Origin of the sequence: Rhodococcus sp. NPDC059968, assembly GCF_042738615.1 — a bacterium.
Lineage (GTDB): Bacteria > Actinomycetota > Actinomycetes > Mycobacteriales > Mycobacteriaceae > Rhodococcus_F.
The window spans coordinates 114,461-133,721 of record NZ_JBHWUE010000015.1 but is presented as its reverse complement, the minus strand read 5'-3'; the positions used below and the strand labels follow the sequence as shown (position 1 = coordinate 133,721).

Genomic DNA, 19,261 nt, shown 5'->3' with positions numbered 1-19,261 from the left:
GGGCGGAAAAACCCTGGTCAACACCCCCAACGAAATGTGATCAGACAACCGCTGATCACTGCTCGGCTTCACCCATCCCACACGTGGCACGGGCTCGAGAATAACAGCCGTGTGATTCTAAGTAAACGGTATTGCGGCTAGACCGCCGCGAGATCCCTCCAGATCTGCCGCTGCGCCTTCTCGATGTGCCGGGGCGCCTTCGGCTCCCAGAGGAGCGGCATTCCCGCCTCCTCCGGTGTGCGGTCGGCCTTCCTCTGGTTACAGGGGACGCAGCAGGCGACGAGGTTGGCCCACGTGTTCGGGCCGCCGCGGCTCCTCGGCAGCACGTGGTCGATGGTCGTCGCGACCGGCTCGGCGCAGTAGCCGCAGCGATTGCGGTCGCGCCGGAAGACGCCCGCAAACGTCGCGCGGCTGCTGTCGGTCACCAGCACGGAGTGCTGGACGTAGACGTAACGCAGCAGTCGAATGGTCTGCGGCAGGCTGATCTCGACGCGTTGCGAGCGAATCGGGAACGGAGGCTCTCGATCGGCGACCGTCTCGGCCGCACCGACGCTGATCAGCACGACGGCGCGCTCCGCGGGAATCTCGCAGAGGGCCTCGTACGTGACGTTGAGGACCAGCACACCCGCTCGCGACCAGTTGCGGGCGTCGAGGGTGCTGCCGGGTGGGTTACGGGTGGGGTGCCTCACGGGAGATCTCGGTTCTGTCGTCGGTTCGCGGCGGTGGGGGCACGCCGGGCGACGGAAGCCGAGTCAGGCGTGCCGGGCGGAGCGGTAGGTCTTCGGGGCGGGCATGATCCCGCGTTCGTCTTGCCTGCCGGCGGGGAAGGAGGAGGCTGCGCCCGTGCGTGACGGCTGCAACCGGGCTGTGTGGGCTGTGGGCAGTGCGCGCATCGCTACTTCCTTCCCGAACTCGACGTGTGAACCGATCGGAACACGTCGAGCATCACACAGCGCGCCGCCCGCGTCCTGGCATTTTTCGCGCCGTCGGACCCGTGAGCCGGGGCCTGTCGAATCGGACAGGACGCGCGACACGTCCGATGGATGCGGTGAAGTAGCGGTTCTCTCGCTACGGTGTTCGATACGTACCCCGAATGAAGGAGACATCGTGGCACTTCCCCAGCTCACTGACGAACAGCGGGCAGCAGCTCTCGAGAAGGCCGCCGCCGCTCGTAAGGCACGCGCAGAGCTCAAGGACAAGCTCAAGTCCGGCGACATCACCCTCAAGCAGGTCCTTTCCAAGGCCGACGTCGACGACATCATCGGAAAGACCAAGGTCAGCGCCATTCTGGAAGCCCTGCCGAAGATCGGCAAGGTGAAGGCCCAGGAGATCATGGCCAACCTGGAGATCGCTCCGACGCGCCGCCTCCGTGGCCTCGGCGACCGTCAGCGCGACGCCCTGCTGGCGCACTTCAGCTGACACGTTCCCCGGGTGCCCGCCCCACCGCCTTCCGGCGACGGGCGGGCGCCCGGACGCGTCTTTCCTGCCCTCTGCCCTCGGCGAGTGCAACCTGAAGGTTGCGCAAAGAGTACCGATGTGCAACCGCGAGGTAGCACATTGCCGAGAGGTGAGGATGAGGATCATCGTGAGCGTTCCGGACTCATCCCAGGACAGGATCGAGCGCGAGATCCAGATCGATGCCCCCATCGAGCGGGTGTTCCGGCTGGTGAGTGAACCCGGCTGGTTCATCGGCGACGGCGAGCCCGGCAAGACGACCACCACACTGTGAAGGCGACGTCTTCGTCGTGGACTTCCTCCCCAGTGCCGAGCGGCGCGCGGCCGCCTACGAAGGCAACGTCGAGGGCTGGGAAATGCAGCTCGCGTTCGCCAAGCGCGACGCCGAAAGCGGCTAGCGCGAAGCATCCGTCGCGCTGGTGTGCCGACCTCGCTGACCGCAGTCGGGGGTTGCGGTCAGCGAGGTCGGTGCGCCGCCGATTCCGGAGGCACGCTCGGATAGTCGTCGGGTCAGTGCACTTCGTTACGCGCCTCGTCCGCTCGGATGTCGACGGGACTGAATCGGGGAGTACGGAGTCGGGTCGATGTCCGGTCGCCGCTCGTCCACGAGATCCGCGAGGATGCGCGCCGAACCGACCGCCATGGTCCAGCCGACGTGACCGTGACCGGTGTTGAAGTACAGATTGTCGCGGCGTCCCAGGCCGATCATCGGCGGGCCGTCGGGCGTCATCGGGCGAAGGCCCGTCCGGTATCTGGCCGTATCCCAGTCGACGGCGCCGGGGAACAGTTCGTTTCCCGCGTCCACGATTCCCGCGTAGTCGGCGGGGGAGTGACTGCGGTCGTATCCGACGAATTCGGCGGTGGCCGACATTCTCAGTTCGTCACCGAACCGCGACCAGGCGACGAGCGTCTTCTCGTCGATGCCGCCCACCACCGGCGCGCGTTCGGGGTCCTTGACGGTCGCGGTCAGCGTGTATCCCTTGGCCGGGTAAACGGGCAGTCGGAGGCCGACGCTCCTCGCGACGAGAGCGCTCGCGGCCCCGGCGGCGAGGACGTAGGCATCCGCGCGAATGTCGCCCTGATCGGTGACGGCTGAAGTGATGGCCGCGCCGTCGCTCTCGAGGCCCACGACGGACGTGCCCAGGTGGAACCGGACCCCCAGCTTTCGGCATTCCTCGGCGAGCCCCACCGAGAATCGGTGCGGGTCGCCGGTGCCGTCGGTGCGGTCGTGGATCGCCCCGGCGAACGCGGCCGTCCCGTGCCGAAGGGCGGGCTCCGCGGCCGTGATCTCCTCGGGGCCCAGCACGTCCTGCAGCTGTCCGTGGTCGCGGAGCAGCTGCGAGTTCACCTGCGCTCGTTCGAGTTCCGCTTCGTCCCTGTACAGGTACAGCACGCCGTTCCGTGTCTGGCAGTACTCCAGGTTCTCGCGGGCGGTGAGTTCGTCCATCAGCTGCTGGCTGTACCGGGCCAGTCGGAGCTTCGCGAGGGTGTTCGACCGCGCCCGGGAGGCCGTGCACTCGCGGAGGAATCGCACACCCCACCGGGCGAGTTCGGCATCCGCCCGGGGGCGGACGCGGATCGAGGTTGACGCGCCGAGCAATGATCGGACCAGCATGGTGGGAGCCGACGGCGACGCCCACGCGTAGGAGTGGCCGGGGGCGATCAGTCCGGCGGTGCTTGCGCTGGTGTCGGATGCGACCTCGCTGCGCCGGTCGTATACGTGAACCTCGTGTCCACGCTCGGCGAGAGCGTGAGCGGTCGCCACACCGACGACCCCTGCTCCGAGTACCGCCACCTTCATTTCGCTTCCTTTCCTTCGGTCGAGCCCCGGCCCGTGACGGCAATGGCCTGTATCTCCACGAGCAGCTTCGGGTCCAGCAGGTCCGCGACTACGGTTGCCCTGGCCGGTCGGTGCTCTGCGGCGAACCAGCGCATCCATTCCTCGTTGAAGCGCGGGCCGTCGCCGGCGTTCGCGAGATACACCGTGGCCGAGGCGATGTCGTGCAAGGTTGCGCCGGTCGCGGCGAGAACCCTGTCGAGTCGTGTGAGGGAGTGACGTGTCTGCTCCACCACGTCGTTGCCGACGACGTTGCCGGTGTCGTCGAACGAGACCTGGCCGGAGACGAATACGAGGTCGCCGACCCTGCGCGCCGACGGGTATGGGCTGGTGGCTGTGGTCACGCCGGGAACGTCCACGATGTCACCCATGGTCGCGCTCGCCGGCTTTGGTGGTCTCGTTGTCGCCGCGCAGCACTTCCTTGACGTAGAAGCGCCAGCCGAGGAATCCGACCCAGAGGGTGACGGCGATGACGGCGGTCGGTACCCCGTAATAGAGCAGGACGGAAATCATGCGAATTCTCCTTCAGTGACGCGGACGGCAGGCTGCTGCCGGCGCGGATAACGGGACGCGGTGGCCACGGCGACCGTGACGAAGACGAGCAGGTTGGCGACGACGCCGGGCACCAGCCCATCCAGTCCGAACGGAGCGTCGAGGCCCCACTGCCACACCGCGGTGACGATCGCGCCCGCCGTGATCGCCGACAGTGCCGCCGGAGCGGACCGCACGCCGAACAGCACGGCGCCGAACAGCGGAACGATGACCGTGGGAGCCCACAATGTGTAGCTGTAGAGAAGGGCGTCGACGATGGACGGAACGCTGAGTGCGAAGATGGTCGCTCCGGCACCGACGACGACACTGGTGGCCCGCTCGATGGTGAGCCGCCTCGACGGTGGCAGTTCGGTTGGGCTGAGTGGCTGGTAGATGTCCTTGGTCAGGACGACGGCGGTGGAATTGAGATAGGAACTGGCCGTCGACATTACGACTGCCATCAGCGCCGCCACCACCAATCCGAGAACGCCGACCGGCATCAGATTTATCACTACGGTCGGAAGCGCCTGATCGCTTTCGATGTCCGGGTACAGGACGAGTGCGATCAACCCGAGGGACGCCGAGGTGAAGAAGAAGAAGAACGAGAAGAACCCGGCCAGTGCGTAGCCCTTACGGGCGTGCCGCGAGTCGGGGGTGGAGAACGTCCGCTGCGCGTACGGTGGGACCAGCGTCTCGCCGAGGAGTAGTGCCGCGAAGAGCGTGAGGAACTGTGCGGGGGAGTAGTCGCCCATGAACGAAAGGTGCTCGGCGGGAACACTGTCCAGGAGGGCCGACGGTCCGCCGACGGCGTCGAGCCCGATGAGAAGTGCCACCGGCAGTAGCACTCCCAGGAAGACGAACTGCAGCAGATCCGTCTGGATTACCGCCCACGCCCCACCGAACGAGGAGTAGAGCACGACCACTCCCATGCCGATGATCACCGCGGGCACGGTGGGCACGTCGAGGGTGGCGTTGACGACGGTACCGATTGCCAGGGCCTGGGCGCCGAGGATGCCGGCACACAGGACGACGGACAGTACGCCGGTGACCAGTCTCGCCGGTCGGCCGTAGTGTGCCTCCATGATGTCGCCGAGGGTGTGGGCACCGATGTAGTTCTTGAGTCTCGGTGCGACGAAGTAGCCGACGAGCACCGTCTGAACGCCGAACGCGCAGAAGGCGAACATGTACACGTATCCGTCGCGCATGGCGGCGCCGGCGACGCCGAGCGATGCTCCGCCGCCGAGGAAGGCCGCGGCCAGGCTGCCGAAGAAGACCGGCCAGATGATTCGGTTGCCTGCCACGGCGAAATCGTCCGGCGACTTGACGCGTCGCATGGTCTGGACGCCGATCAGGACGAGTAGCAGGAAGTAGGCACCGAGAAGTATCCAGTCGAGGATTGCCATGTGAACTCCTAATTGGGATGAACCCATCGTAGGAACGGTCTGTGACCGTGGTCACTAGGCAAGTTGACCTTGATCTACACTGAGATCGATACTCAGTTGTGCGATATGCACAATCATCCAGATGAGGTCGGAAGGGCTGTCGATGCTGAGTGAGGCTCTGGCGCAACAGATCGCGAATGAGATCACCGACGTCATCGGGTTCAACGTGCTCATCACGGATGCCTCCGGAACAGTGGTCGGCAGCGGGGACGAACGTCGCATCGGCCAGTTCCACGAGGCGTCGATCGAGGTGATCCGTGCGCGGCGCATGATCGCGCACTCGGCAGCGGACGTCCGCGACCTCGTCGGCAGTCTGCCCGGCGTCACCATTCCGCTCGTCATCGACGGTGACGTGGTGGGCACGATCGGGCTGTCCGGCTCACCCGAGCAGGTCGAACAGTTCGGGCTTGTGGTCAAGAGGCAGACCGAAATCCTGATGCAGGAGGCCTCGCGGATCGGTACCCGGCTGACCTACGAGCGGGCAGCGGAAGAACTGCTCCGCGACATCTGTGACTGGCATCGCTCCACGTTCACCGAGGCCCAGATCTCGCGGCGGGCAACAGGTCTGGGATACGATCTGCACCTTCCCCGGGTCATGGTGCTGATCGGCTACGACAGTCACACCGACGACGTCGCCGCCCTGGGGCAGCCCGTGTCCCACCGGGTCCTGCGCGCCGTGCAGGACGCCTTCGACTCCGCGACCGATCTGGTCGCACCGCTCGCCCGGCAGGTCGTCGCGGTCACCACCGTGGTGACCGCAGCGACGCCCGCGGCGGATGCGGCTCTGACGGGCCGGTGCCGGAAGTATGTGTCGCTGGTCCGCGAACGGGGATGGGACACCCGTGTGGGGATCGGCTCGATCGCGCACGGGGTCGAGCAGCTCAATCTCTCGTCCCAGGACGCGTACGACGCGCTCCGGCTCGGCGCGGTACTCGACCCACGCGGGCAGGTCTACGACATCGACCGGTTCCGCCTCCATCAGGCGGTGTCGGTGATACCTGCGGAAACTCCTGACAGACTGTCACGGGCCGTGCTCGGCGGGTTGACCACCGACAACGACTGGCCGCACCTGCAGGAGACGCTGATAGCCTGGGGGGAGTGCGGGTTCAACTCCAGCCAGGCGGCGAAGCGGCTGCACGTCCACCGCAATACCCTCGCCAACCGGCTCGACAAGATCGCCCGGCTCCTCGGTCGCCCGCTGGACGAACCGGGCCTGGGAGTGACGCTCTACCTCGCCTGTGTGGTGGCACAGCGGGCCGGCTGAGCCCCCTGCCGGCGTGTGTGTGAACACCACCGGCGCGGCGTCGCCGTGTCGCCGCCGATCGGCGGCGATTTCGATGCATACTCGACACTCTCGAGTGGTTGCCGCAATGGTTGCGGCAGACGAACCGGAGGAATCCCTTGAACGACCATCACGTGCAGCTCTTCTCCGAGCTGCACAGCACCGCAGGATCCCAGGCAGGCGGCGAAGACGCCGGCGAGGCGCTGCGTCCCGTCGACCCGGAGCATCGCACCGCCACCGAGGTGCACCGCGCGCTGTTCAGCGACCAGTAGCGAGGCGGCCCGGTAGCCCCGTCGTCGGTCGTCCGCGCGTTCATTAGACTCGACGGGTGACCAGTGCAGCTCCAGAAAATCCCCAGAACCGTGCCGATGCCCTCCCGAAGAGCTGGGACCCCAGTTCCGTCGAGGACGATCTGTATCAGGGCTGGGTAGACGCCGGTTACTTCCGCGCGGACCCTCGCAGCGACAAGCCGGGCTATTCCATCGTCCTGCCGCCGCCCAACGTGACCGGCAGCCTGCACATGGGTCACGCTCTCGACCACACGTTGATGGACGCGCTGAGCCGCCGCAAGCGGATGCAGGGCTACGAGGTGCTGTGGCTGCCCGGCATGGACCACGCTGGCATCGCGACGCAGACCGTGGTCGAGAAGCGTCTTGCCGTCGACGGCAAGACGAAGGAAGACTTCGGCCGCGAGCTGTTCATCGACAAGGTGTGGGACTGGAAGCGCGAGTCCGGTGGCACCATCGGCGGCCAGATGCGCCGCATCGGTGACAGCGTCGACTGGAGCCGCGACCGGTTCACCATGGACGACGGGCTGTCCCGCGCCGTCCAGACCATCTTCAAGCGCATGTACGACGACGGCCTGATCTACCGGGCCGAGCGACTCGTCAACTGGTCGCCCGTGCTGCAGACGGCGATCTCCGACATCGAGGTGAAGTTCGAGGACGTCGAGGGTGAGCTGGTCTCACTGCGGTACGGCTCCCTGAACGACGACGAGCCGCACGTCGTGGTCGCGACCACCCGTGTCGAGACGATGCTCGGTGATACCGCCGTGGCCGTCCATCCCGACGACGATCGCTACAAGCATCTGATCGGGACGACATTCGAGCATCCCTTCACGGGGCGCGACATCCCGATCATCGCGGACGAGTACGTCGATCCCGAGTTCGGCACCGGCGCCGTCAAGATCACGCCTGCGCACGACCCCAACGACTTCGAGATGGGCCTGCGGCACAACCTGCCGATGCCGACCATCATGGACAAGACCGGCAAGATCGCCGACACGGGAACGCAATTCGACGGTCTCGACCGCTTCGAGGCGCGCGTCAAGGTGCGCGAGGCGCTCGCCGAGCAGGGTCGCGTGGTCGCGGAGAAGCGGCCCTACCTGCACAGCGTCGGGCATTCCGAGCGCACCGGTGAGTCCATCGAGCCGCGCCTGTCGCTGCAGTGGTGGGTGAAGGTCGAGTCCCTCGCGAAGGCGGCGGGTGACGCGGTGCGCAACGGTGACACGGTCATCCACCCGGCCAGTCAGGAACCGCGTTGGTTCGCCTGGGTCGACGACATGCACGACTGGTGCATCTCGCGTCAGCTGTGGTGGGGTCACCGGATCCCGATCTGGTACGGCCCCGACGGCGAGGTCGCGTGCTTCGGACCGGACGAGACCGCGCCCGAGGGCTGGGTGCAGGATCCCGACGTCCTCGACACCTGGTTCTCCTCCGGGTTGTGGCCGTTCTCGACCATGGGCTGGCCCGAGAAGACACCCGAGCTCGAGAAGTTCTATCCCACAAGTGTTCTCGTCACCGGTTACGACATCCTGTTCTTCTGGGTGGCGCGGATGATGATGTTCGGCACGTACGTGTCGGAGGACGACGCCATCGCGGGGCGGGGCGAGCGAAGCGACGGGGTGTTCAGCGAAGGCAAGTCCGGACCGCAGATGCCGTTCGAGGACGTGTTCCTGCACGGCCTCGTCCGTGACCAGTTCGGCAAGAAGATGTCGAAGTCACGGGGCAACGGCATCGACCCGCTCGACTGGGTCGACCGCTTCGGTGCCGATGCGCTCCGCTTCACGCTGGCCCGCGGCGCCAACCCCGGCAGCGACCTGTCCGTCGGCGAGGATCACGCACAGTCCTCACGGAACTTCGCGACCAAGCTGTTCAACGCGACCAAGTTCGCCCTCATGAACGGGGCCGCGCCGGCGCCGCTGCCGGGGCGCGGCGAGCTGACCGACGCCGACCGGTGGATCCTCGACCGCCTCGAACAGGTGCGCGGGGAGGTCGACGCCTCATTCGACCGGTACGAGTTCAGCAAGGCGTGCGAGGCACTGTTCCACTTCGCGTGGGACGAGGTCTGCGACTGGTACCTCGAGCTGGCCAAGGTGCAGTTCGCCGAGAACGACACGGTCGCGGCGAACACGAGGGCAGTCCTCGGCAACGTCCTCGACGCCCTGTTGCGCCTGCTCCACCCGGTGATCCCGTTCGTCACCGAGACGCTGTGGAAGGCGCTCACCGAGAACGAATCCGTCGTCGTGGCGGACTGGCCGCAGGCGAGCGAGGCCGCCGCGGATGCCGTTGCGGCGCAGCGTGTCGAGGACATGCAGCGACTGGTGACCGAGTTGCGCCGGTTCCGCAGCGATCAGGGGCTCAAACCCTCGCAGCGGGTGCCCGCACGGATCAGCGGCATCGCCGAGGCCGATCTGGACACTCAGCTCGCCGCGATCACGTCGCTGGTGCGTCTGACGGACCCGGAGGACGGTTTCGCGGTGTCCGCGTCGGTGGAGGTGCGGTTGAGCAAGGCGACCGTGACGGTCGACCTCGACACGTCCGGCAACGTCGACCTCGGTGCCGAGAAGGCCCGGCTGGAGAAGGACCTCGCGGCCGCGCAGAAGGAACTTGCCGGAACCACCGCCAAATTGTCCAACGAGGCGTTCCTGGCCAAGGCCCCCGACGCCGTCAGGGAGAAGATCCGCACGCGTCAGCAGATCGCGACGGAAGAAATCGAACGCATCACCAAGCGATTGAAGGAGCTGGAAGGCGCGTGACCTCGCCCGACTTCACGCCGGAGGAAGTCAGCCCTGTCGACCTCGCGGAGCTGACGCTGGTCGAGGCGGAACTCGACAAGCGGTGGCCCGAGACGAAGATCGAGCCGTCCCTCACCCGGATCGCGGCCCTGATGGACGTGCTCGGTTCGCCGCAGCACGGCTATCCCGCCATCCACGTCACCGGCACCAACGGCAAGACGTCGGTGACGAGGATGATCGACGCGCTGCTCACGGCGCTGCACCGGCGCACCGGCCGCACCACCAGCCCGCACCTGCAGCTCGCCACCGAGCGCATCAGCATCGACGGGCGCCCGGTGTCGCCTCGCCGCTACGTCGACACGTACCGGGAGATCGAACCGTACGTGCAGATGATCGACCAGCAGTCGCAGGCGGCCGGCGGCCCCCTCATGAGCAAGTTCGAGGTGCTCACCGCGATGGCGTACGCCGCGTTCGCGGAGGCGCCCGTCGACGTCGCCGTCGTCGAGGTGGGCCTCGGCGGGCGTTGGGACGCAACCAATGTCATCGACGGCGAGATCGCGGTGATCACTCCGATCAGCCTCGATCACGCCGAGTATCTCGGCGACGATCTGGCCGGGATCGCCGAGGAGAAGGCCGGCATCATCAAGAAGGGCCGCGGGGACGCGCTCGTGCCCCGCGACGCCGTCGCGATCCTCGCCGAGCAGACGCCGGAAGTGATGGAGGTGCTGCTCCGCCGTGCCGTCGAGGTGGATGCCGCGGTCGCGCGGGAGGGCTCCGAGTTCACGGTGCTCGCCCGGCAGATCGCGGTCGGGGGCCAGCAGCTCGAACTCCAGGGCCTCGGCGGCGTCTACACCGATATCTTCCTGCCGTTGCACGGGGAGCACCAGGCGCGTAACGCGTCGCTCGCGCTCGCGGCCGTGGAGGCGTTCTTCGGTGCGGGCCCGGAACGGCAGCTCGACCAGGACGCAATCCGGGAGGCGTTCGCCTCGGTCGTCAACCCGGGACGGCTCGAACGTGTGCGCAGCGCCCCGACCGTGTTCCTCGACGCTGCGCACAACCCCGACGGGGCCCGTGCGCTCGCCGCCGCCCTGACCGCCGAGTTCGATTTCCGCAAGCTCGTCGGCGTCGTCAGCGTGATGGGTGACAAGGACGTCGACGGCATCCTGTCGGCGCTGGAACCGGTGTTCGACGAGCTCGTCGTCACGAACAACGGTTCGGCGCGGGCCATGGACGTCGACGATCTCGCCGATCTCGCGGTCGCCAAGTTCGGCGACGAACGCGTCGTCGTGGCGCCCAACCTCGCGGACGCGCTGGAAACGGCCATCGGACTGGCCGAGGAGGTCGCCGAGCCCGGTGAAGCAGTATCGGGGGCGGGCGTCGTGGTCACCGGATCCGTGGTGACCGCCGGTGCGGCCCGCACCCTCTTCGGAAAGGACCCAGCGTGAGCGAGCCGGACTCGAGTGCTTCGGAACCCGAGTTCGGGCCGCCGACCAAGGACCCATGGAAGGGATTCCGCGGGGTGGTCGCGGGAACTCTGATCCTGGAAGCCATCGTGGTGCTTCTCGCCTTGCCGGTCGTCGCGACGGTCGGCGGCGGACTCACCTGGTGGTCCGGAACGTACCTCGTGGGGCTCGCGGTGCTCATGATCCTCGGGGCGGGCCTGCAGGGCCGCCCCTGGGCGATGAAGTACAACCTGTTGTTGCAGGTGGGGCTCCTGCTCGGGTTCTTCGTCCACGTGTCGATCGGGTCGGTCGGAGTGGTCTTCGCCATCCTGTGGGGATACCTTCTCTACTTCCGCCGGAATGTCCGCCAGCGAATGGAGCGGGGCCTGCTGCCGGGGCAGCGGGGCTGACCATTTAGGCTGTGCGCCGTGACTGAGCGCACCCTTGTCCTGATCAAGCCCGATGCCGTTGCCCGCGGATATGTAGGAGAAATCCTCGGTCGTATCGAGCGGAAAGGTCTGACGATCTCCGCGCTCGACCTGCGCACCGCTCCCGGCGACATCGCGGCGGACCACTACGCCGAGCACGAAGGCCGCCCGTTCTACCCCGGCCTGCTGGAATTCATCACGGGCGGCCCGCTCGTCGCGGCAGTGCTCGAAGGTCCCCGGGCGATCGCGGCGTTCCGTCAGCTCGCCGGCGGCACCGACCCCGTCGAGAAGGCTGTTCCGGGCACGATTCGCGGTGATTTCGGGCTCGAAGCCCAGGAGAACCTGGTTCACGGCTCCGACTCGGTCGAGTCCGCCGAGCGCGAGATCGCCCTCTGGTTCCCCCACCTCGCCGCCAACTGACCTACCTCTCCACCGACCCCTCGACCCAGCGACCTGCCCTCCGGGCCGGCGGCGCCATCGCGTGCGGAACATGTTCCAGACCGATACGTGCGCCGCTGGCACGGACTGCGGCACACGTGTGGGATACTGGGGGTGGTCGGACCGCAATTTGTGCACCACGTGGCTTCGACCGGATGACACCACGGCTCGATGCCCTTCATCGCTGCCCCTGCGTCAACAGGAAATACCTGGGCGTTCGGCACGCTGGATGATCAGGCGCTCGCGCCGCGGATGACGGCCATCCGCAAGGCACTACATGGGTGTGCAGTGAAAACGGACACTGCACGCGCTGTGTGGAGCGAGACCAGACAATCTCGCGCTCACATCTGGGGCGCGAGTACACATACTGCGCCCTCGCGTGGCCGCGTGACACTCCCAGACACGGGAGTGGACGCGCCCGGGGGCTGAGGAGACTACGTGGCCGATCAAGCGCCGCCCACAAATTCAGAGCCGAACGAAACGGCCACCGCCGGGAGCGCGGTTCCCGCTCTTCCGGAGAAGATTCGCGTTCACGCCCTCGCGAAGATGCTGGGCGTGACGAGCAAGCAGGTTCTCGCCGAGGCTGCGGCCCTCGGAACCGAACTGCGCAGCGCGCAGTCGAGCCTGCAACGCGATGTCGCCGAGCGTGTTCACGCAGCTTTCACCGCTGCGCAGGCCGCTCCCACCGAGCCACCCGCCGCGGTCGTACCGGTCGCGGAGGCCCCGGCTGTCGAACCGGTCGCGGAGGCCCCGGCCGCCGAACCTGTCGTCGAGGTCGCACCGGAACAGGTTTCGGCTGCCGACGTCGAGGAAGCGGCAGCCGAGCAGACTGTGGCGGCCGAGGAGACTCCGGCTCCGCAGAAAGCTCCGGCCCAGGAAGCTCCCGCCCACGAGCCCGTCCCGGAGGAGGCCGCGGTTTCCGAGCGCGACCTCGGACGTGACCTGTTCACCACCGCGTCCTACCAGGTCGAGGCGCCCGCCGCCGAGCCTGCCGTGGAGACTCCGCACGCCGTCTCGCAGGTCCCGCTGTTCCTGCAGCCCGACCTCGCGGCGGTCGAGACCCCGCCGCGTCGCCGGCGCAGTCGCCGGGACGCCGGCACCCCTGAACCCACCACCGAGCAGCCGCCCGTCGCCGAATCGCGCGAGGACGTCGCCGAGCCCGCGAAGGCCAAAGACACCGGAATCGCGGACACCGGAATCGCGGACACCGGAATCGCGGACACCGGAACCGCCGACACCGAGTCGGACGAGTCCGACGTCGACGGCGATCAGCCGCGCCGTCGTCGGCGCGGCCGTCGCGGACGTGGTCGTGGACGGGGCGAACAGCAGAACGAGCAGGACACCGACACCGACATCGAGGGTGCCGAGGCCGAGGAATCCGCACGCGAGGACAAGGTCGCCGAGACACCGACTCGGGAGCCCGAAGGGACGCCGAAGAAGGATTCCGAGGAGAAGCCCGCGGAGGCCGAGCAGGCCGAAGCCGAGTCCGGAGACGACGAGACCGGTGAGGGTGACTCCGACGGGTCGAGCCGTCGCCGCCGCCGTCGTCGCCGTCGCAAGTCCGGTGGCGAGGGGTCGGGAGAGGCCACGTCCGAGGACGATCCGCCGAACACCGTCGTCCACGAGCGTGAACCTCGCAACAAGAGCCGCTCGAAGGACGAGGTCCAGGGCATCACGGGTTCGACTCGGCTCGAGGCGAAGCGTCAGCGTCGCCGCGACGGCCGCGATGCCGGCCGCCGGCGTCCGCCGATCCTCACGGAATCGGAGTTCCTGGCCCGCCGTGAGGCCGTCGACCGCGTGATGGTGGTGCGCGACCGCATCGCCACCGGGCAACCGCACGCAACGACGCAGGTCGCCGTGCTCGAAGACGGCGTCCTCGTCGAACACTTCGTGACAACGTCGGCGTCGGCCTCAATGGTCGGCAACGTGTACCTCGGGCGCGTCCAGAACGTTCTGCCCAGCATGGAGGCCGCGTTCATCGACATCGGCCGCGGCCGCAACGGCGTGCTGTACGCCGGTGAGGTCAACTGGGAGGCCGCCGGACTCGGTGGCAACTCCCGCAAGATCGAGCAGGCGCTGAAGCCGGGCGACCAGGTGCTGGTCCAGGTCAGCAAGGACCCGGTCGGGCACAAGGGTGCGCGGCTGACCACGCAGATCAGCCTCGCGGGCCGCTTCCTCGTGTACGTGCCGGGCGGCACGTCCACCGGTATCAGCCGCAAACTGCCCGACACGGAGCGCAAGCGCCTCAAGGACATCCTGCGCGACATCGTGCCCTCGGACGCCGGAGTCATCATCCGGACCGCGTCGGAGGGTGTGAGCGAGGACGAACTCGCCCGCGACGTGACGCGTCTGCAGGACCAGTGGGCCGGGATCGAGGCTCAGGCCGCGAAGGCGGAATCCGGCAAGTCCGGTAACCCGCAGGCCCTGTACGAGGAGCCCGACCTTCTCGTGAAGGTCATCCGCGACCTGTTCAACGAGGACTTCTCCCAGCTCGTGATCGAGGGCGAGAAGGCCTGGTCGACGGTCGAGTCGTACATCAAGTCCGTCGCCCCCGACCTCATGCCGAGGCTCGAGCAGCACACGTCGGACAACGGTGTCGATGTCTTCGAGGCGCACCGCATCGACGAGCAGCTGGCGAAGGCGCTCGACCGGAAGGTCTGGTTGCCGTCCGGCGGCACGCTCGTGATCGACCGCACCGAGGCCATGACCGTGGTCGATGTGAACACCGGCAAGTTCACCGGTGCCGGCGGAAACCTCGAGGAGACCGTCACGCGGAACAACCTCGAGGCTGCCGAGGAGATCGTCCGGCAGATGCGCCTGCGCGACATCGGCGGCATGATCGTCGTCGACTTCATCGACATGGTGCTCGAATCGAACCGCGATCTCGTGCTGCGACGCCTGACGGAGGCCCTGGGCCGGGATCGCACCCGCCACCAGGTGTCCGAGGTCACGTCGCTCGGCCTGGTCCAGATGACGCGGAAGAAGCTGGGCACCGGGCTGGTCGAGGCGTTCTCGACGACGTGTGAGCACTGCCACGGCCGGGGCATCATCGTCCACACCGAGCCGATCGAGGTGAAGACCTCGGAGGACAACGGTGCGCGCGGGTCGTCCCGCGGCGGCGACTCCGGTGGCTCCCGCAAGAAGCGGGGACGCGACAAGTCGTCCGGCGGGGAGACCTCGCAGCCTCCCGTGCACGAGGAGACCCCGACGGTGGACGTCGCCGTCAAGCGGGCCCACCCGGTCGCTCTCGCGATGGCACACCACCATCACGAGGAGGAGGCCGCGCACGCGCACAGCGGGTACGAGGCGGAACCGGCCGAGCAGCCTGCCGCGGCGGTTCCCGAGCCCGAGCAGCCGGTCGCCGCCGTGGCGGAGACACCGGCGGCGGATCTGCCCGGCATCGAAGAAGCCGTGGTGGAGGCCCCGGCAGCGGTCGCAGCGGAAGCCGTCGTGGCACCCGAGGCGGAGGAAGCCGTGGCCGAAGAAGCCGTGGCCGAGGAGCCGGTCGTCGAAGCTGCGCCGGCCGAAGCGGCACCGGTCGCCGAGGCCCCGGAACCCGTCGTGGAGCGCGAGCCCGAACCGGAACCGGTGGCCCCGCCGCGGCGTAGGAGCCGTCGGGTGTCGAGGGCAGCGGCAGCGCCGGTGTCCGAAACCCCGAGCACCGGGACCGTATTCGTGATTCCGACACAGGAGCCCGGGGTGGAGCACGCACCGGAGCCGGAACCGGCCATGTCGGCTTCGGCCGTGAGCGGACCGCCGGCGTCCTCGCCGGACGGCGCGGATTCGCAGGCAGCGCCGCGCAGGCCGCGACGCCGCCGGGCCGCGGCACGTCCCGCCGGCCCGCCGGTGGACGCCGACAACTGACCAGGGAGCTCGGGAAGGCAATCGACGCCGGTTTGTACGGAACGGTTGCCTTCCTGTAACCTTGACCAGTCGCTACTCGGCGATGAAGGTCAGCTGTGCCCTCACCTGTGAGGGCTGCGCGATCTCGACCGAGCTAGCCGTCACACCAGACCAGTCGCGCACACTGTGGCGCGAGCAAGTTCGAAGAAGCAAGGGGTAGCCCTCCGATGGCAACGTACGCGATCGTCAAGACCGGCGGAAAGCAGTACAAGGTCGCTGTTGGTGACCTCGTCAAGGTCGAGAAGATCGAGGGTGAGCCCGGCACTGCTGTCTCGCTTGCTCCCGTTCTCGTCGTCGACGGATCCGATCTGACGACCGACGCCGACAAGCTGGCCAAGATCTCGGTCACGGGTGAGGTCGTCGAGCACACCAAGGGCCCGAAGATCCGGATCCACAAGTTCAAGAACAAGACCGGCTACCACAAGCGTCAGGGCCACAGGCAGAAGCTGACGGTCCTCAAGGTCACCGGCATCAAGTAGCTAGAGCTTCAGAGCTGATTTCCCCCGAGGAGGGTCAAGAACATGGCACATAAGAAGGGTGCATCCAGCTCCCGTAACGGTCGCGATTCAAATGCTCAGCGACTCGGCGTGAAGCGTTTCGGCGGCCAGTCCGTCAGCGCCGGCGAGATCCTGGTGCGTCAGCGCGGAACTCACTTCCACCCCGGCGTCAACGTCGGTCGTGGCGGCGACGACACGCTCTTCGCGCTCTCTGCCGGTGCCGTCGAGTTCGGCACCAAGCGCGGACGCAAGACCGTGAACATCGTTCCGGCGGCGGCAGAGGCCTAGTCCTGCCGCGAGTATGCATCGTCCCGTGAGGGACGTTTCAAGCTCCCAATAGGGGCGGACCTGGGTCGTGATACCCGGTCCGCCCCTATTGTTTTTTCAAGAGTGAGATCAACACAATTGACTGAGGAAGGATCCGGCAGTCATGTCCCGATTCATTGACCGCGTCGTGCTGCACGTCAGCGCCGGAAAAGGCGGCAATGGCTGCGCCTCCGTACACCGGGAGAAGTTCAAACCGCTCGGTGGCCCGGACGGAGGCAACGGCGGGCGTGGCGGTGACGTCGTGCTCGAGGTGGACGGCAACGTCCATACCCTCCTCGACTTCCATTTCCACCCCCATGCGAAGGCCACCAACGGCAAGCAGGGGATGGGTAGCAACCGTGACGGCGCCCAGGGCGACGACCTGATCCTGAAGGTCCCCGACGGCACCGTCGTCCTCGACGAGGACGGCCAGATCGTCGCCGACCTCATCGGTGTCGGCACCCGCTTCGAGGCCGCCCAGGGTGGCCGCGGCGGACTCGGCAACGCGTCCCTCTCGTCCAAGGCGCGCAAGGCGCCGGGTTTCGCGCTCCTCGGTGAGGACGGCGTCGAGCGGGAACTGGTCCTCGAACTGAAGTCCGTGGCCGATGTCGGGCTGGTCGGGTTCCCTTCGGCGGGCAAGTCCTCGCTCGTGTCGGTGCTGTCGGCGGCGAAGCCGAAGATCGCCGACTACCCGTTCACGACGCTCGTGCCGAACCTCGGTGTGGTGTCGAGCGGCGACACGACGTTCACGGTGGCCGACGTGCCCGGGTTGATCCCCGGCGCGAGCGACGGCCGCGGACTCGGACTGGACTTCCTGCGCCACCTCGAGCGGTGCGCCGTGCTGGCCCACGTCGTCGACTGCGCGACGCTAGATCCCGGCCGCGACCCGATCTCCGACATCGATGCGCTCGAGGCCGAACTCGCGGCGTACAAGGGCGCGCTGTCCGGGGACACCGGGCTCGGTGACCTCGCGGACCGTCCCCGCATCGTCATCCTGAACAAGGCGGACGTGCCGGAGGCGGCCGAGCTGGCCGAGATGGTCACCCCCGACCTCGAGGCCCGCGGATGGCCGATTTTCACGATCTCGGCTGTCAGTCGAGAAGGGTTGCGCCCGTTGACGTTCGCGCTGGCGAAGCTGGTTGCGGACTACCGTGAGGCGAACCCGAAGGCCGAGCCGAAGCGTCAGGTGATCCGCCCGGTGATCGCGAACGAGAACAGCTTCAGCGTCGTCGCCGATCCCGAGATCCCCGGTGGGTTCATCGTCCGCGGCACGCGGCCGGAGCGCTGGGTGCGGCAGACGCAGTTCGACAACGACGAGGCCGTGGGCTACCTCGCCGACCGCCTCGCGCGGCTCGGTGTGGAAACCGAACTCGTCAAGCAGGGTGCGGAGCCCGGTGCGTCCGTCACGATCGGCAACGTGAGCTTCGACTGGGAGCCCCAGACACCTGCCGGCGTCGATCTCACCCGCACCGGGCGCGGCACCGACCCGCGTCTGGATCAGGTGGAGCGCATCGGCGCCACCGAACGCAAGCACGCATCCAGGGTCCGTCGCGGTCTCGAAGGCCTCGACCCCGAAGACCAGTGAGCGCCACCCGGCGCACGATCGCGTCGGCGGGCAGCATTGTCGTGAAGATCGGATCGTCCGCGCTGACCAGCCTGGTCGGCGGGCTCGACGTCGGTCGACTCGACGCGCTGGCCGATGCGATCGAGGAACGGATGCGTGCCGGTTCCGACGTGGTCGTCGTGTCGTCCGGGGCCGTGGGCGCGGGTCTGGCCCCGCTGGGGCTGACCAAGCGGCCTCGGGACCTGGCGACGAAGCAGGCCGCCGCGAGCGTCGGCCAGCTGGCGCTGGCCCACGCCTGGGGCACGTCGTTCGCCCGGTACGGCCGCACGGTCGGGCAGGTGCTGCTCACCGCGGACGACATCGCCCGCCGCGCGCAGCACCGCAACGCGCAACGCACCCTCGACCGCCTACGCGCGCTGCACGCGGTCGCGATCGTCAACGAGAACGACACGGTCGCCACCGCGGAGCTGCGATTCGGTGACAACGACCGGCTCGCGGCGCTCGTCGCGCACCTGGTCGGTGCCGACGCCCTGGTCCTGCTGTCGGACGTCGACGGGCTGTACGACGGCGACCCCCGCAAGGGCAATGCGACGCTGATTCCCGAGGTGAACAGCCCCGAGGATCTCGACGGGGTGGTCGCGGGCTCGGGCGGCGCTCTCGGCACCGGGGGGATGGCGTCGAAGCTGTCGGCAGCGCGCCTCGCGGCCGATGCAGGCGTGCCCGTGCTACTCGCCGCCGCCTTGGACGCCGGGGCAGCGCTGCGGGACGCCGGGGTGGGGACGGCGTTCGCGGCGCGGCCGTCCCGGTTGTCGGCGCGCAAGTTCTGGGTACGCCACGCCGCGGACGAGCAGGGGATCCTGCACATCGACGCGGGCGCTGTGCGTGCCGTCGTCACCAAACGGCGGTCGTTGCTTCCTGCGGGGATCAGCGCGGTGTCGGGGCGGTTCTACGGCGGCGACGTCGTCTCGCTCCTCGGCCCCGACGAGCGTCCCGTGGCCAGGGGAGTGGTGGCGTACGACTCGGCCGAGATCAGCGACATCCTGGGCAAGTCGACCCAGGAACTGCCCGCGGAGATGCAGCGCCCCGTCGTCCACGCGGACGATCTGGTGCCGCTCTGAGG

19 protein-coding genes are annotated in these 19,261 nt (G+C 67.9%); 13 read left to right on the top strand and 6 right to left on the bottom strand.

Annotated features, from left to right (window positions below; all coding sequences use genetic code 11):
• Positions 1-137: 137 nt before the first annotated feature.
• Together ACFWAY_RS15835 and ACFWAY_RS15830 are read right to left on the bottom strand one after the other, a co-directional pair.
• Complete coding sequence (locus ACFWAY_RS15835; protein WP_378452231.1) at positions 138-689, bottom strand: HNH endonuclease; 552 nt, start codon at positions 687-689, stop codon at positions 138-140.
• Positions 690-752: 63 nt separating this feature from the next.
• Complete coding sequence (locus ACFWAY_RS15830) at positions 753-893, bottom strand: hypothetical protein (protein WP_378452232.1); 141 nt, start codon at positions 891-893, stop codon at positions 753-755.
• 214 nt (positions 894-1,107) lie between these two features.
• On the opposite strand from ACFWAY_RS15830, the gene mihF reads away from it, so the two are divergent.
• Together mihF and ACFWAY_RS15820 are read left to right on the top strand one after the other, a co-directional pair.
• Entirely contained in the window at positions 1,108-1,419 is a 312-nt protein-coding gene (mihF, locus tag ACFWAY_RS15825) for an integration host factor, actinobacterial type (RefSeq protein WP_005248100.1), read from the top strand.
• Between the two features lie 166 nt (positions 1,420-1,585).
• Positions 1,586-1,729: a hypothetical protein gene (locus ACFWAY_RS15820; protein WP_378511168.1), complete on the top strand. Its 144-nt coding sequence runs from the start codon at positions 1,586-1,588 to the stop codon at positions 1,727-1,729.
• 249 nt (positions 1,730-1,978) lie between these two features.
• Here ACFWAY_RS15820 and ACFWAY_RS15815 read toward each other — a convergent pair whose 3' ends face one another.
• The 4 genes from ACFWAY_RS15815 to ACFWAY_RS15800 are packed head-to-tail and all read right to left on the bottom strand — an operon-like array spanning position 1,979 to position 5,226.
• Positions 1,979-3,256 carry a D-amino acid dehydrogenase gene (locus tag ACFWAY_RS15815; protein WP_378452234.1) on the bottom strand — a complete coding sequence of 426 codons (1,278 nt, stop codon included), beginning with the start codon at positions 3,254-3,256 and terminating at the stop codon, positions 1,979-1,981.
• On the bottom strand, positions 3,253-3,663 hold the full coding sequence (locus ACFWAY_RS15810) for a RidA family protein (protein ID WP_378452235.1): 411 nt from the start codon (positions 3,661-3,663) through the stop codon (positions 3,253-3,255). Before ACFWAY_RS15810 ends, ACFWAY_RS15815 begins: the two co-directional genes overlap by 4 nt.
• Entirely contained in the window at positions 3,656-3,805 is a 150-nt protein-coding gene (locus tag ACFWAY_RS15805; RefSeq protein WP_378452236.1) for a hypothetical protein, read from the bottom strand. Before ACFWAY_RS15805 ends, ACFWAY_RS15810 begins: the two co-directional genes overlap by 8 nt.
• Positions 3,802-5,226 (bottom strand): sodium:solute symporter, encoded by a 1,425-nt coding sequence (locus tag ACFWAY_RS15800; protein ID WP_378511167.1) that lies wholly within the window; start codon positions 5,224-5,226, stop codon positions 3,802-3,804. Before ACFWAY_RS15800 ends, ACFWAY_RS15805 begins: the two co-directional genes overlap by 4 nt.
• 121 nt (positions 5,227-5,347) lie before the next feature.
• On the opposite strand from ACFWAY_RS15800, the gene ACFWAY_RS15795 reads away from it, so the two are divergent.
• The 11 genes from ACFWAY_RS15795 (at position 5,348) to proB (ending at position 19,259) form a co-directional block, all read left to right on the top strand.
• Positions 5,348-6,529: a CdaR family transcriptional regulator gene (locus ACFWAY_RS15795; RefSeq protein WP_378511166.1), complete on the top strand. Its 1,182-nt coding sequence runs from the start codon at positions 5,348-5,350 to the stop codon at positions 6,527-6,529.
• Between the two features lie 137 nt (positions 6,530-6,666).
• On the top strand, positions 6,667-6,819 hold the full coding sequence (locus ACFWAY_RS15790) for a hypothetical protein (RefSeq protein WP_009474026.1): 153 nt from the start codon (positions 6,667-6,669) through the stop codon (positions 6,817-6,819).
• A gap of 56 nt (positions 6,820-6,875) precedes the next feature.
• Positions 6,876-9,584 carry a valine--tRNA ligase gene (locus tag ACFWAY_RS15785; RefSeq protein ID WP_378511165.1) on the top strand — a complete coding sequence of 903 codons (2,709 nt, stop codon included), beginning with the start codon at positions 6,876-6,878 and terminating at the stop codon, positions 9,582-9,584.
• Positions 9,581-11,008 (top strand): bifunctional folylpolyglutamate synthase/dihydrofolate synthase, encoded by a 1,428-nt coding sequence (locus tag ACFWAY_RS15780; RefSeq protein ID WP_378452240.1) that lies wholly within the window; start codon positions 9,581-9,583, stop codon positions 11,006-11,008. The genes ACFWAY_RS15785 and ACFWAY_RS15780 overlap by 4 nt, the downstream gene beginning before the upstream one ends.
• Positions 11,005-11,415: a DUF4233 domain-containing protein gene (locus ACFWAY_RS15775; protein WP_378452241.1), complete on the top strand. Its 411-nt coding sequence runs from the start codon at positions 11,005-11,007 to the stop codon at positions 11,413-11,415. Before ACFWAY_RS15780 ends, ACFWAY_RS15775 begins: the two co-directional genes overlap by 4 nt.
• Before the next feature lie 18 nt (positions 11,416-11,433).
• Positions 11,434-11,853 carry a nucleoside-diphosphate kinase gene (gene ndk, locus ACFWAY_RS15770; RefSeq protein ID WP_378511164.1) on the top strand — a complete coding sequence of 140 codons (420 nt, stop codon included), beginning with the start codon at positions 11,434-11,436 and terminating at the stop codon, positions 11,851-11,853.
• 456 nt (positions 11,854-12,309) lie between these two features.
• Positions 12,310-15,735: a translation initiation factor IF-2 N-terminal domain-containing protein gene (locus tag ACFWAY_RS15765; protein ID WP_378511163.1), complete on the top strand. Its 3,426-nt coding sequence runs from the start codon at positions 12,310-12,312 to the stop codon at positions 15,733-15,735.
• 206 nt (positions 15,736-15,941) lie between these two features.
• Positions 15,942-16,253 (top strand): 50S ribosomal protein L21, encoded by a 312-nt coding sequence (rplU, locus tag ACFWAY_RS15760; RefSeq protein WP_005248081.1) that lies wholly within the window; start codon positions 15,942-15,944, stop codon positions 16,251-16,253.
• A 42-nt stretch (positions 16,254-16,295) separates the two neighbouring features.
• Positions 16,296-16,559: a 50S ribosomal protein L27 gene (gene rpmA / locus ACFWAY_RS15755; RefSeq protein WP_005248077.1), complete on the top strand. Its 264-nt coding sequence runs from the start codon at positions 16,296-16,298 to the stop codon at positions 16,557-16,559.
• Between the two features lie 142 nt (positions 16,560-16,701).
• Positions 16,702-18,162, top strand: coding sequence for a GTPase ObgE (gene obgE / locus ACFWAY_RS15750; RefSeq protein WP_378452244.1), 1,461 nt, complete (start codon positions 16,702-16,704; stop codon positions 18,160-18,162).
• Positions 18,159-19,259 carry a glutamate 5-kinase gene (proB, locus tag ACFWAY_RS15745; RefSeq protein ID WP_378511162.1) on the top strand — a complete coding sequence of 367 codons (1,101 nt, stop codon included), beginning with the start codon at positions 18,159-18,161 and terminating at the stop codon, positions 19,257-19,259. Before obgE ends, proB begins: the two co-directional genes overlap by 4 nt.
• The last annotated feature ends 2 nt before the right edge of the window (positions 19,260-19,261 follow it).

Bases quoted from the DNA above. Each gene is read 5' to 3' on its own strand.
- ACFWAY_RS15830 (WP_378452232.1), bottom strand. From the start codon at position 893: ATGCGCGCACTGCCCACAGCCCACACAGCCCGGTTGCAGCCGTCACGC.
- ACFWAY_RS15815 (WP_378452234.1), bottom strand. From the start codon at position 3,256: ATGAAGGTGGCGGTACTCGGAGCAGGGGTCGTCGGTGTGGCGACCGCT.
- ACFWAY_RS15810 (WP_378452235.1), bottom strand. From the start codon at position 3,663: ATGGGTGACATCGTGGACGTTCCCGGCGTGACCACAGCCACCAGCCCA.
- ACFWAY_RS15805 (WP_378452236.1), bottom strand. From the start codon at position 3,805: ATGATTTCCGTCCTGCTCTATTACGGGGTACCGACCGCCGTCATCGCC.
- ACFWAY_RS15800 (WP_378511167.1), bottom strand. From the start codon at position 5,226: ATGGCAATCCTCGACTGGATACTTCTCGGTGCCTACTTCCTGCTACTC.
- ACFWAY_RS15795 (WP_378511166.1), top strand. From the start codon at position 5,348: ATGAGGTCGGAAGGGCTGTCGATGCTGAGTGAGGCTCTGGCGCAACAG.
- rplU (WP_005248081.1), top strand. From the start codon at position 15,942: ATGGCAACGTACGCGATCGTCAAGACCGGCGGAAAGCAGTACAAGGTC.
- rpmA (WP_005248077.1), top strand. From the start codon at position 16,296: ATGGCACATAAGAAGGGTGCATCCAGCTCCCGTAACGGTCGCGATTCA.
- obgE (WP_378452244.1), top strand. From the start codon at position 16,702: ATGTCCCGATTCATTGACCGCGTCGTGCTGCACGTCAGCGCCGGAAAA.